Raw genomic sequence first — 11,846 nt, forward strand, 5'->3', positions numbered from 1 at the left:
TCCTGGCTTTCCAGTTGCTCCTGGATTGCTCCGCCCCTGCGGGGCTCGCAATGACGGGTATATATGTATTCCTTACCGCTCCAGCCACTCTTCGATGGGGACGAGGCGGCGGGGCAGGCCGGACAGGTCGCAGCGCACGACCTGCGGCGAGCAGCTATAGAGCGGATATTGCGTCACCTTCAGCGACCGGAGATCGACCAGGAAGACGCCGTTGATGCGGCCGAACCATGTGTCCCATTCGGCGAAGTGCCAGGTTTCCCAGCCGGGCGGCGGCGGCCCCACGACATCGCCGACGAGATCGGGATGGGCGGCGCAGAAGCCGACGACGCAGCGGCCCGGATCGCGCGTGTCGAGCCAGGGCGCGGCCTCGGAAATGAGCTCGGGCGCGGCGCCGCCATTTTGCGGCAGCAGCAGGCCGGCGGAGATACGCCGCCCGAGATGAAAATGGATAAGGGCCTCGTCGCGCATCGAATTCTGCCCTTCATGGGACCGTTCCGGGCTCCCGGAGCCCGCTTCAATATCCAACCATTACTGTAAGACATTTTGCGCGGCGAGAAAGGGCGGGAACGGGAATTTCATCCTTCCCGGCCCGGATCGGCAGGGCGGGCGGATTCTCCCGTTTATTGTGGCAAAACGTCGCAAAGAGCGGCCTTGGTTGTGGCCTCCGGCGCCGACGTGACTATACTGCCGGTGCGAGTCGTCCGCCCGGACAATGCGCCGCGTGCAACGGATATGCGCGCGCCCTGTCCGGAGACGCATAATTGGGGATGCCGCCGCCCGGAAACAACAATAGAAGCTGCGGCGGAACTTGCGGCGGCCTGCGGTTTATGGTTTCTGACGGCCATCTTCGCCGCCCGCCGATATGGTTCGCGGGCGCGGCCCGGATTGGACCGGATTTATCCGGACGTTGAATTGACTAGCTGGGGATAAGCATGCGGTTTCTGAACGGATTTGGCCTTTTCGCTCTGGCTCTGGGGCTCGGGCATCTCGGCGGCGGTTCATCCGCATATGCCCTGCCGGTCGATCGCGGCCTCGGCCTCCCCGAGGCGGTGACGCCGGTGATGCACGATATCGTCGCGCTGCATGACTGGCTGCTCATCACGATCAGCATCATCGTCGCCTTTGTTACCGTCCTTCTCGCCATCGTGATGGTCCGGTTCAACCGCCGCGCCAATCCGACGCCGACAAAGACCACCCACAACACGCTGCTCGAGGTCGCCTGGACGGTGCTTCCGGTCATGATCCTCGTGGCGATTGCCATTCCTTCCTTCCGCCTCCTCTACAAGCAGGTCGTGATCCCGGAAGCCGAGATGACGGTGAAGGCCGTCGGCTATCAGTGGTACTGGGGCTATGAATATCCCGACCAGGGCGACATCTCGATCATCTCGAACATGGTCGAGGATGCCGATCTCCAGGAAGGCCAGCCGCGCCTCTTCACGGCCGACGAAGCGATGGTCGTGCCTGTCGACACCACGGTCCGCGTGATCGTGACGGCGGCGGACGTGATCCACGCCTTCGCGGTGCCCCAGTTCGGCGTCAGGATCGACGCGGTGCCGGGCCGCCTCAATGAAACATGGTTCCGCGCCGAGAAGACCGGCATGTATTACGGCCAGTGCTCCGAACTTTGCGGCCAGCGCCACGCCTTCATGCCGATCAACGTGCTTGTCGTGACGCGGGAAGAATTCCAGCAATGGTCGGAACAGCAGCAGGCCGCTGCCGGCTCCGGCGAGAAACTGAAACTGGCGCAAGCCGCGGCGGCGGATGCGCGCTGAGCGCGCTTCGCAGTCTTTGACGAAGCAAACATCGTAAGAACGAAGGGTTAAGAGAGATGGCAGGGCAAGCTGCGGGCGCGCACGCCGATCACGCCGACCACCCCACGGGCTGGAAGCGGTACGTCTATTCGACGAACCACAAGGACATCGGCACGATGTACCTGATCTTCGCGATCATCGCGGGGATCCTCGGTGGCGGTCTTTCCGTGCTGATGCGCGCGGAGCTGATGTATCCCGGCGACGGCGTCCTTGGCGGCGACCACAACCTCTTCAACGTGCTGGTAACGGCGCACGGCCTCATCATGATCTTCTTCATGGTGATGCCTGCGATGATCGGCGGTTTCGGCAACTGGTTCGTGCCGCTGATGATCGGCGCGCCGGACATGGCCTTCCCGCGGATGAACAATATTTCGTTCTGGCTGCTTCCGCCGGCGCTCGGCCTTCTCGTGATCTCGATGTTCGTACCCGGCATGCCGGGCGGTAATGGCGCGGCCGGCGGCTGGACGATCTATCCGCCGCTCTCGACCTCCGGCACGCCTGGACCGGCGATGGACTTCGCGATCCTCGCGCTCCACATCGCGGGCGCCTCGTCGATCCTCGGCGCGATCAACTTCATCACCACCATCTTCAACATGCGCGCACCGGGCATGACGCTGCACAAGATGCCGCTCTTCGTCTGGTCGATCCTCGTCACCGTGTTCCTGCTGCTGCTTTCGCTGCCGGTTCTCGCGGGCGCGATCACCATGCTGCTGACGGACCGCAACTTCGGCACGACCTTCTTCTCGCCCGAAGGCGGCGGCGACCCGATCCTGTTCCAGCATCTGTTCTGGTTCTTCGGGCACCCGGAAGTGTACATCCTGATCCTGCCCGGCTTCGGCATGATCTCGCAGATCATCTCGACCTTCGCGCGCAAGCCCGTGTTCGGTTATCTCGGCATGGCCTATGCGATGGTCGCGATCGGCGTCGTCGGCTTCGTCGTGTGGGCGCACCACATGTACACGGTCGGCATGTCGGTCAACACGCAGGCCTATTTCGTGGCCGCGACGATGGTCATCGCGGTGCCGACGGGCATCAAGATCTTCTCCTGGATCGCGACGATGTGGGGCGGCTCGATCGAGTTCCGCACGCCGATGCTATGGGCGATTGGCTTCATTTTCCTCTTCACCATCGGCGGCGTGACCGGCGTGGTGCTGGCGAATGCCGCGGTCGACCGCACGCTGCACGACACTTATTACGTGGTGGCGCATTTCCACTACGTGCTGTCGCTCGGCGCCGTCTTCGCGATCTTCGCGGGCTGGTACTACTGGTTCCCGAAGATGTTCGGCTACATGTACAACGAGTTCATCGGCAAGCTGCACTTCTGGATCACCTTCATCGGCGTGAACCTGGTGTTCTTCCCGCAGCATTTCCTCGGACTGCAGGGCATGCCGCGCCGTTACTCGGACTATCCGGATGCCTTCGCCTACTGGAACCTGGTGTCGTCCATCGGCTCCTACATCTCCGCCTTCGGCGTACTGGTCTTCCTCTTCGGCATCGCGCAGGCCTTCATGAGGAAGGTGCCTGCGGGTAACAGCCCCTGGGGCGAAGGCGCGACCACCCTCGAGTGGACGCTCTCCTCGCCGCCGCCGTTCCACCAGTTCTCGGAACTGCCGCGGATCAAGTGACGACCGCTCCGGCCGGGCCCATCCCGGCCGGAGTACCTTTGACGACCGAAGACAAAGAAAGACGCATACGAGTTCATGTCGGATACAGCGATCAGCAACCAGCGCGACACCGCCGCCTTCCCCGAAGGCGGCATGGGAAGCGCACGCGACTTTTTCGAGCTTCTGAAGCCGCGTGTCATGTCGCTGGTGATCTTCACGGCGCTGGTCGGCATTGCCGTGGCGCCGGGCGGCATCCACCCGGTCATCGCCTTTACGGCACTCCTCTGCATTGCCGTGGGCGCGGGCGCGTCCGGCGCGCTGAACATGTGGTATGACGCCGATATCGACGCGCGCATGGCGCGGACCGCGAACCGCCCGATACCGGCGGGCCGCGTGACGGCGCGTGAGGCCGCGGTGTTCGGCTCGATCCTTTCGGTCTTCGCCGTGATGACCATGGGCGTGCTTGTGAACTGGGTGGCGGCCGCGCTCCTCGCTTTCACCATCTTCTTCTATCTCGTCGTCTATACGATGTGGCTGAAGCGGCGCACTCCTCAGAACATCGTGATCGGCGGCGCGGCCGGCGCCTTCCCGCCCATGATCGGCTGGGCGGCGGTGACGGGCTCCGTCTCCATCGAGCCTTTCGTGCTCTTCCTCATCATCTTCATGTGGACGCCGCCGCATTTCTGGGCGCTCGCGCTCTACCGGAGCGGCGATTACGAGAAAGTCGGCGTGCCGATGCTGCCCGTGGTTTCGGGCGAAAAGGAAACGCGACGCCAGATCATGCTTTATTCGCTGGCGCTTGTGCCGGTAACGCTGCTGCCGGGCTTTCTCGGCTTCGCGGGCGCGCTCTATATGGGCGCGACGGCGGCGCTCGGCGCGGGCTTCCTGTGGCTGGCTTTCGGCATCTGGCGGACGGAGCCGGGCGCGGCGCAGGACAAGGCGGCGAAGCGGCTTTTCGGATATTCGATTCTCTATCTCTTCCTGATCTTTTCGCTGCTGCTGGTGGAGAAGATGCTGGGCCTTGGCGGCACCGCCTTCGCCCTGGCGCTGTGAGGCGCGGATGAGCGAACAGGATGAAAGCGAACGGCACAAGGTGGCCGCTCCGCAATGGACGGAAGAACAGTTGAAGCGGCGCCGCCAGCGCAACCTCGCCATCGCGTGGACGCTAGCCGGCCTGATGGTACTGTTCTTCGTGGTGACGATTGTGAAGCTCGGCGGCAATGTCGTGAACCGGCCGCTTTGACGCGGCTCGTTGCTTCGATGGTTTATCTTTCCCGGCGTATGCCGGAGTGGAATTTGGTTAGTCGCATTTCCGGGCATGGGGCCGAACCCCGCCGGAAAAGCTCTGAAGCGGAGAAGAGGGGACATGGCTGACGCCCACGCCAAACATCACGACTATCATCTGGTAGACCCGAGCCCATGGCCGGTCGTCGGATCGATCGGCGCCTTCGTGCTCGCCATCGGCGCCGTCAACTGGATGCACGGCTCTTCCTCATGGGTCATGCTGATCGGCTTCGCGATCGTGTTCTACACGATGTTCGCCTGGTGGCGCGATGTGATCCGGGAAGCGCGCAGGGGCGACCACACGCCCGTCGTGCAGCTTCACCTGCGCTACGGCATGATCCTGTTCATCGCCTCCGAGGTGATGTTCTTCGTGGCCTGGTTCTGGGCCTTCTTCGATGCGAGCCTTTTCCCCGGCGACACCGTGCAGGCGGCGCGCGCGGAATTCACCGGCGGCCACTGGCCGCCCCAGGGCGTCGAAGTTTTCGATCCGTGGCACCTGCCGCTCATCAACACGCTGATCCTGCTGACGTCGGGCACGACCGTCACCTGGGCGCATCACGCGCTGCTGCATGACGACCGCAAGGGCCTGGTGCAGGGCCTCGCGCTGACGGTGGCGCTCGGCCTCATCTTCACCGCCGTGCAGGCCTACGAATATGCCCATGCGGCATTTTCGTTCGGCGGCAGCATCTATGGCGCGACTTTCTTCATGGCGACCGGCTTCCACGGCTTCCATGTGATCGTCGGCACGATCTTCCTGATCGTCTGCCTGCTGCGCGCGATGAAGGGCGACTTCACCCCGAAGCAGCATTTCGGCTTCGAGGCGGCGGCCTGGTACTGGCATTTCGTCGACGTGGTCTGGATCTTCCTGTTCTTCTCCATCTACATCTGGGGATCCGCAGGCGCCACGATCGCGGTGCACTGACGGCCGCCATTCGGCACGACCGGTAATGTGGAGGGCGGGGCGCATGTGCGGTCCGCCCTTCGACTTTTCAGGAGACGGGATTGACGGACAATCCGAAGCGCATGCCATCCTCCATCGAAGCGGGACTGCGGGCCTGCTGCCCGCGTTGCGGCAAGGGCAGGCTTTACGACGGCTTCCTGACGCTCGCGCCCGCCTGCCCGGAATGCGGCCTCGATTACGGCTTCGCCGATGCGGGCGACGGACCGGCCGTCTTCATCATGATGATCGCCGGCTTCATCATTGTCGGCCTCGTGCTCTGGGTCGAGTTCACCTGGTCGCCGCCCTACTGGGTTCATGCGGTGCTCTGGATACCGCTGACGCTGGCGCTGACCGTCGGGCTGCTGCGGCCGCTCAAGGGCTGGCTCGTCGCGCAGCAATTCCGCCACCGCGCGGAAGAGGGGCGCCTCGAAGGCGGACGGGACGAATGACCAACCGCTTTTTCCGCCCGCTCTTCTGGCCGACGCTCCTCACCGCGCTGATGCTGCCGGTGCTGCTGGCGCTCGGCTTCTGGCAGCTCGAACGGCTGCAATGGAAGGAAGACCTGCTCGCGCGCATCGAGAACCGGCTGACCGCAGCGCCCGCCGACCTGCCACCGCCACAGGCCTGGGCGGATTTCGACGTGGCGGCGCAGGAATATAGCCGCGTGCGGCTGACGGGGCGCTTCGCGAGCCCGCGCGAGCTGCATTATTTCATGCAAGGCCCGGACGGCACGCCCGGCTATGCGGTCATCAATGCATTCGAGGTCGAAGGCGGCGAGGGCGCGGTCGTGCTGGTCGACCGCGGCTTCGTGCCCGCCGGCCTGAAGGACCCGGCATTGCGCGACGCGCTGCCGGAAGGGCAGGTGAGCTTCACCGGCATCCTGCGCCAGCCGCAACGGCGCAACGCCCTGTCGGGCGCCGACGACCCGGACAAGAATGTCTGGATGGTGCGCGACACGGAAACGATGGGTGCGGCACTCGGTGCGGCGCAGGTGGCGCCGTTTTTCGTCGAGGCGGAAGAGGCTGCCTTTCCGGGCAAGTGGCCGCAGGCGGGCGCGACGCGCATCGAAATGCCGAACAACCATCTCGATTATGCGCTGACCTGGTTCGGCCTCGCGCTCGTGCTCGTGGCCGTTTATCTCGTTTATCATCGCTCCAACGGGCGCTTGGGAAGACCGAAGACATGAGCAATTCGACCGCGGCTTACGGCGCGCTGAAAAACAGGTTCGACCGGCTCGCCGCGCTGCAGGGCGCGCAGGCCGTGCTGCATTGGGACCGCGCGACGATGATGCCGGAAGGCGGCGCCCGCGCGCGGGCGGAGCAACAGGCGGCGCTCTCGCTCATCGCGCATGAGACGCTGACGGCGCCGGAAGTATCGGAGCTGCTGGAAAGTGCGGGCGAGACCGTGAGCGAGCTTGACCACTGGGACCGCGCGAACCTTGCCGAGATGCGCCGCATCCATGCCCATGCGACGGCGACGCCCGCCGACCTCGTGACGCGGCTCTCGCGCCAGAAATCGGCGACGGAAATGCTCTGGCGGAAGGCGCGTGCCGCGAATGACTATGCGAGCCTCGCGCCCGCGCTCGACGAACTCATCACGCTGATCCGCGAACAGGCGGCGGCGAAGGCGGAGGCTTTCGGCCTCGATCCCTATGACGCGCTGCTGGATGGCTACGATCCCGGCCGCCGCGCCGCCGAAATCGACGGGCTGTTTGCGGAGCTGGCAGGCTTTCTGCCCGGGATCATGCGGCAGGTGATGGAGAAGCAGAAGGCGGCGCTTCCGATCGAGGGGCATTTTCCCGTCGACCGGCAGGAGCGGCTCGGCCGCGAGGTGATGGGCTTTCTCGGCTTCGACTTCGCGCATGGGCGGCTCGATGTGAGCCACCACCCGTTCACTGGCGGCGTGCCGGAGGACAGCCGCATCACCACCCGCTACGACGAGGCGGACTTCACGCGGAGCCTGATGGCCGTCATCCACGAGACCGGTCATTCGCTCTACGAGCGCGGATTGCCGGAGGAGTGGCGGGGCCAGCCGGTGGGCCGCTCGCGCGGCATGACGATCCATGAAAGCCAGTCGCTCCTTTTCGAGATGCAGGCCGGCCGCTCGGAAGAGTTCATCTCGTTCCTTGCGCCGCGCCTGAAAGAGGCGTTCGGCGGCGAGGGCCCGGCATGGGAGCCGGACAATCTGCTGCGCCACTACCGGAAAGTGGGCCCGAGCCTCATCCGCGTCGATGCCGACGAGGTGACCTATCCGCTCCACGTCATCCTGCGCTACCGGCTGGAGCGGCAGATGGTGGCGGGAACGCTCAGCGCGAGGGACCTGCCCGCCGCCTGGAACGAGGGCATGAAGACGCTGCTCGGCACCGTGCCGCCGGACGATGCCTCGGGCTGCATGCAGGATATTCACTGGCCGTCCGGCTCGTTCGGCTACTTCCCGACCTACACGCTTGGCGCACTCGCCGCCGCGCAGCTCTTCGCCGCGGCAAAGAGGGCGCGCCCGGAACTCGGCGAGCGGCTGGCGCGGGGCGATTTCACGCCGCTCGTCGAGTGGGTGAGGGAGCAGGTGCATGGCCAGGGCTCGCGCCTGGCGCCCGACGAGATACTCCTGGCTGCGACAGGAGAGCCCCTTGGCACGGCGGCCTTCCGGCGCCATATCGAGACCAGATACTTGAGTTAAACCCCAGCTTTTCAGCCCTTTTTTCGGTTCGGATTGCCTCTGGCCCGCGCCGGGGCTAGGTTACGCCCGTCCGGCCCGGCACTCTCTGCCGGCAGGCCATCCTGGAGATTATGGTGAAATACGTCAGCACAAGGGGCATCGCCCCGGAGCTTGAATTCGAGGATGCTTTGCTCGCGGGTCTCGCGCGCGATGGCGGCCTTTATGTGCCCGTGGAGTGGCCGCAACTCAGCGAACGCAAGATCAGGGCGCTGGCGGGACTGCCCTATGAAGAGGTCGCCTTCCGCGTCATGCGGCCCTTTATCGGCGAGGCGATCGGCGATGACGACCTGCAGCGGATGATCGGCGAGGCCTATGCCTCGTTCCGCCACAAGGCGATTGTGCCACTGCGGCAACTCGGCTCGAACGACTGGCTGCTCGAGCTCTTTCACGGGCCGACGCTCGCCTTCAAGGACGTGGCGATGCAGATTCTCGCGCGCCTGTTCGACCATGTGCTGGCCGCGAAGGGCCGCCGCGTGACGGTAGTGGGCGCGACCTCGGGCGATACGGGCTCGGCCGCCATCGAAGCCTTCAAGGGCCGCGACACGACCGACATTTTCATCCTGCACCCGAAGGGCCGCGTCTCCGAGGTGCAGCGCCGCCAGATGACGACGGTGCTGGATGCGAACGTCCACAACATCGCCATCGAAGGCTCGTTCGACGATTGCCAGGCGCTGGTGAAGGCCATGTTCAACGATCATGGCTTCCGCGACGAAGTGAGCCTTGCTGGCGTCAATTCGATCAACTGGGGCCGGGTAATGGCCCAGATCGTCTATTTTTTCACCGCTGCCGTGGCGCTTGGCGGCCCTGCGCGGCCGGTCGCCTTCTCGGTGCCGACGGGGAATTTCGGCGATATTTTCGCCGGCTATGCGGCGGCGCGGATGGGACTTCCGATCGAGAAGCTGATCGTCGCGACCAATGTGAACGACATCCTCGCGCGGACGATGGAGAGCGGCCGCTATGAGGTCGACAAGGTCGTGCCGACGATCAGCCCGAGCATGGACATCCAGGTCTCGTCCAATTTCGAGCGGCTGCTTTTCGACGCCTATGGGCGCGATGGCGCGACCGTGACGCGGCTGATGCAAAGCCTGTCGCAATCGGGCGCTTTCACCATCGACGCGCTGCGCCTCGAAGCGATCCGCGCCCAATTCGGCGCCGCCCGTGTCGATGAAAGCGAGACCTCGGCGACCATCAAGGAGACGCTGGCGGCGACAGGCGAGCTGCTCGACCCGCATTCGGCTGTGGGTCTTGCCGCTGCGGCAAGGTTGCGGGGCGATCCCTCGGTGCCGATGATTACGCTGGCGACGGCGCATCCCGCGAAGTTTCCCGATGCGGTGAAGGCGGCGACCGGCATCCACCCGGATCTGCCGCCTGCCATGGCCGATATTTTCACCCGTGAGGAACGCCTCGCGGCGCTGCCGAACGATCTCGGCGCGGTCGAAACCTTTATCCGCGAACGCGCGCGCTCCGTCGCCGCGTGAGGCGGCCGGTCCGATTTGCCGGCCAGTGCGAATTGTATGTGTGATTTGAATAAGGAGTATGCCCATGTCCGTTGAAGTGACCCGTCTCGAAAACGGCCTCACAATCGTGACCGACAGCATGCCCCATCTGCAGACGACCTCCGTCGGCGTCTGGGTGAATACGGGCGCCCGCCATGAGAGCGTGCGCGAGCATGGCGTCTCGCACATGCTCGAACATATGGCGTTCAAGGGAACCGAACGCCGCTCGGCGCTGGCCATTGCCGAAGAGATCGAGACGGTGGGCGGCCATCTCAATGCCCACACGACCCACGAGGCGACGGCCTATTATGCGCGCGTGCTTCGGCAGGACCTGCCGCTGGCGGTCGATATTCTCTCCGACATCCTGCAGAACTCGGTCTTCGATCCCGAGGAAGTAGAGCGCGAGCGCGGCGTCATCATTTCCGAGATCGGCCAGGCGCATGACACGCCGGACGATGTGGTGTTCGACGACCTGTTGGAGGCGGCTTATCCCGGCCAGCCGCTCGGCCGCTCGATCCTCGGCACGGTGGATACGGTATCCGCTTTCAGCCGCGACGAGCTTCAGGGCTATATGGGGCAGCGTTATCTCGCGCCCGGCATGGTGCTCGCGGCGGCGGGCGGTCTTGAGCATGAGCAGCTTGTGCGGCTTGCCCGCGAACGCTTCGGCGACCTGCCGCGCCGGGTGACGAACGGCGCCGAGCGCGCGGTCTTCAGCAGCGGCGAGCGCCGCAAGGATCGTGACCTTGAACAGGTGCATCTGGCGCTGGCCTTTGAAGGGCCGACCTATGGCGACCCCGATTACTACACCGCGCAGGTCTTTTCCGGCGTGCTGGGCGGGGGCATGTCGTCCCGCCTCTTCCAGGAAGTGCGCGAGAAGCGCGGCCTCTGCTATTCGGTCTTCGCCTTCTCTTGGTCCTTCGCCGATACCGGCGTCTTCGGGCTATATGCCGGCACCGCGCCCGACCATGTGGCCGAGCTGATGCCTGTGCTCTCCGGCGAGATGGGCCGCATCGGCGAGGATGCGACGGAAGAGGAAACCGCCCGCGCCCGCGCCCAGATCAAGGCGGGCCTGCTGATGGGGCTCGAAAGCTCCTCGTCGCGGGCCGAGCAGATCGCGCGTCAATACATGATCCATGGACGTGTGCTGCCGATCGACGAACTGGTGGCGAAGGTGGATGCGGTGGATGCCGCCGCCGTGCGCCGCTATGCGGGAAGGCTCCTGAGCGGCCCCGGCCTCGCGCTTTCCGCCATCGGCCCCCTCGCCGGCAAGGACGGCGGACTTGAATCCTACGACCGGATCGCGGCAAGATTTACACACTAGCGCCGCGAACAAGGAGGTGGCCATGAAGGCCGCCCGTCGCGGAGGGGGCGGCCCGTTTCATGGCATTTCTTCGCTCTATGTCGAAGCCGGACATGGCGCCGCTGATTCTCGGTCACGGCGTCTATCTGCGCACGCCGCAGCTGCCGGATCATGGCGCATGGGCGGACCTCAGAAGCCGCAGCCGGGACTTCCTGACCCCCTGGGAGCCGATCTGGCCGGCCGACGACCTGACCAGAACCGCCTTCCGGCGGCGCATCCGCCGCTATCAGCGCGAAATCCGTGAGGACCATGCCTACCCCTTTTTCATCTTTCGTGAGGAAGATGATGTTCTGCTGGGCGGGTGCACGCTTTCGGGGGTGCAGCGGGGCGTTCAGCAGAGCTGCACGCTGGGCTATTGGGCGGGGGAAGTGTTCGCGGGCCGGGGCTATGTGACGGCGGCGGTGCGGGCACTTGTCCCCTATGTGTTCGAGGAGCTGAAATTGCACAGGCTGCAAGCTGCCTGCCTGCCGGAAAACGAGCGCTCGCGCGCCGTCCTGCGCAAATGCGGCTTCACCGAAGAAGGTATTGCGCGAGGCTATCTCCGCATCAACGGCGCGTGGCGCGATCATGTCGTCTACGCCATTCTGCGCGACGATCCGCGCCAATAGGACAAGGAGTTTTCTTCCGATGCGGCGA

General features: G+C 64.9%; 12 protein-coding genes. 11 read left to right on the plus strand and 1 reads right to left on the minus strand.

The window, feature by feature from the left end; all coding sequences use genetic code 11:
- Nucleotides 1-72: 72 nt before the first annotated feature.
- On the minus strand, nucleotides 73-468 hold the full coding sequence (locus PLAV_RS03400) for a hypothetical protein (RefSeq protein WP_011995581.1): 396 nt from the start codon (nucleotides 466-468) through the stop codon (nucleotides 73-75).
- Nucleotides 469-932: 464 nt separating this feature from the next.
- On the opposite strand from PLAV_RS03400, the gene coxB reads away from it, so the two are divergent.
- The 11 genes from coxB (at nucleotide 933) to PLAV_RS03455 (ending at nucleotide 11,818) form a co-directional block, all read left to right on the plus strand.
- On the plus strand, nucleotides 933-1,772 hold the full coding sequence (coxB, locus tag PLAV_RS03405) for a cytochrome c oxidase subunit II (RefSeq protein WP_011995583.1): 840 nt from the start codon (nucleotides 933-935) through the stop codon (nucleotides 1,770-1,772).
- Nucleotides 1,773-1,828: 56 nt separating this feature from the next.
- Nucleotides 1,829-3,436 (plus strand): cytochrome c oxidase subunit I, encoded by a 1,608-nt coding sequence (gene ctaD, locus PLAV_RS03410; RefSeq protein ID WP_011995584.1) that lies wholly within the window; start codon nucleotides 1,829-1,831, stop codon nucleotides 3,434-3,436.
- A gap of 75 nt (nucleotides 3,437-3,511) precedes the next feature.
- Nucleotides 3,512-4,468, plus strand: a complete 957-nt coding sequence (locus PLAV_RS03415; protein WP_011995585.1) for a heme o synthase — start codon at nucleotides 3,512-3,514, stop codon at nucleotides 4,466-4,468.
- Nucleotides 4,469-4,475: 7 nt separating this feature from the next.
- Entirely contained in the window at nucleotides 4,476-4,658 is a 183-nt protein-coding gene (locus tag PLAV_RS03420; RefSeq protein ID WP_011995586.1) for a hypothetical protein, read from the plus strand.
- A gap of 123 nt (nucleotides 4,659-4,781) precedes the next feature.
- Nucleotides 4,782-5,621, plus strand: coding sequence for a cytochrome c oxidase subunit 3 (locus tag PLAV_RS03425; protein ID WP_011995587.1), 840 nt, complete (start codon nucleotides 4,782-4,784; stop codon nucleotides 5,619-5,621).
- Nucleotides 5,622-5,722: 101 nt separating this feature from the next.
- Entirely contained in the window at nucleotides 5,723-6,088 is a 366-nt protein-coding gene (locus PLAV_RS03430; RefSeq protein WP_041536286.1) for a DUF983 domain-containing protein, read from the plus strand.
- Nucleotides 6,085-6,825 (plus strand): SURF1 family protein, encoded by a 741-nt coding sequence (locus PLAV_RS03435; RefSeq protein WP_011995589.1) that lies wholly within the window; start codon nucleotides 6,085-6,087, stop codon nucleotides 6,823-6,825. Before PLAV_RS03430 ends, PLAV_RS03435 begins: the two co-directional genes overlap by 4 nt.
- Nucleotides 6,822-8,315: a carboxypeptidase M32 gene (locus tag PLAV_RS03440; RefSeq protein WP_011995590.1), complete on the plus strand. Its 1,494-nt coding sequence runs from the start codon at nucleotides 6,822-6,824 to the stop codon at nucleotides 8,313-8,315. Before PLAV_RS03435 ends, PLAV_RS03440 begins: the two co-directional genes overlap by 4 nt.
- A 113-nt stretch (nucleotides 8,316-8,428) precedes the next feature.
- On the plus strand, nucleotides 8,429-9,832 hold the full coding sequence (gene thrC / locus PLAV_RS03445; protein ID WP_011995591.1) for a threonine synthase: 1,404 nt from the start codon (nucleotides 8,429-8,431) through the stop codon (nucleotides 9,830-9,832).
- Between the two features lie 64 nt (nucleotides 9,833-9,896).
- Nucleotides 9,897-11,171, plus strand: coding sequence for a M16 family metallopeptidase (locus PLAV_RS03450; protein WP_011995592.1), 1,275 nt, complete (start codon nucleotides 9,897-9,899; stop codon nucleotides 11,169-11,171).
- A 59-nt stretch (nucleotides 11,172-11,230) separates the two neighbouring features.
- Nucleotides 11,231-11,818, plus strand: a complete 588-nt coding sequence (locus tag PLAV_RS03455) for a GNAT family N-acetyltransferase (protein WP_011995593.1) — start codon at nucleotides 11,231-11,233, stop codon at nucleotides 11,816-11,818.
- The last annotated feature ends 28 nt before the right edge of the window (nucleotides 11,819-11,846 follow it).

The sequence above is a fragment of the Parvibaculum lavamentivorans DS-1 genome (assembly GCF_000017565.1).
Lineage (GTDB): Bacteria > Pseudomonadota > Alphaproteobacteria > Parvibaculales > Parvibaculaceae > Parvibaculum > Parvibaculum lavamentivorans.

Coding starts and splice junctions, on each gene's coding strand:
- PLAV_RS03400 (WP_011995581.1), bottom strand. CDS start 468: ATGCGCGACGAGGCCCTTATCCATTTTCATCTCGGGCGGCGTATCTCC.
- coxB (WP_011995583.1), top strand. CDS start 933: ATGCGGTTTCTGAACGGATTTGGCCTTTTCGCTCTGGCTCTGGGGCTC.
- ctaD (WP_011995584.1), top strand. CDS start 1,829: ATGGCAGGGCAAGCTGCGGGCGCGCACGCCGATCACGCCGACCACCCC.
- PLAV_RS03415 (WP_011995585.1), top strand. CDS start 3,512: ATGTCGGATACAGCGATCAGCAACCAGCGCGACACCGCCGCCTTCCCC.
- PLAV_RS03420 (WP_011995586.1), top strand. CDS start 4,476: ATGAGCGAACAGGATGAAAGCGAACGGCACAAGGTGGCCGCTCCGCAA.
- PLAV_RS03425 (WP_011995587.1), top strand. CDS start 4,782: ATGGCTGACGCCCACGCCAAACATCACGACTATCATCTGGTAGACCCG.
- PLAV_RS03430 (WP_041536286.1), top strand. CDS start 5,723: ATGCCATCCTCCATCGAAGCGGGACTGCGGGCCTGCTGCCCGCGTTGC.
- PLAV_RS03435 (WP_011995589.1), top strand. CDS start 6,085: ATGACCAACCGCTTTTTCCGCCCGCTCTTCTGGCCGACGCTCCTCACC.
- PLAV_RS03440 (WP_011995590.1), top strand. CDS start 6,822: ATGAGCAATTCGACCGCGGCTTACGGCGCGCTGAAAAACAGGTTCGAC.
- PLAV_RS03450 (WP_011995592.1), top strand. CDS start 9,897: ATGTCCGTTGAAGTGACCCGTCTCGAAAACGGCCTCACAATCGTGACC.
- PLAV_RS03455 (WP_011995593.1), top strand. CDS start 11,231: ATGGCATTTCTTCGCTCTATGTCGAAGCCGGACATGGCGCCGCTGATT.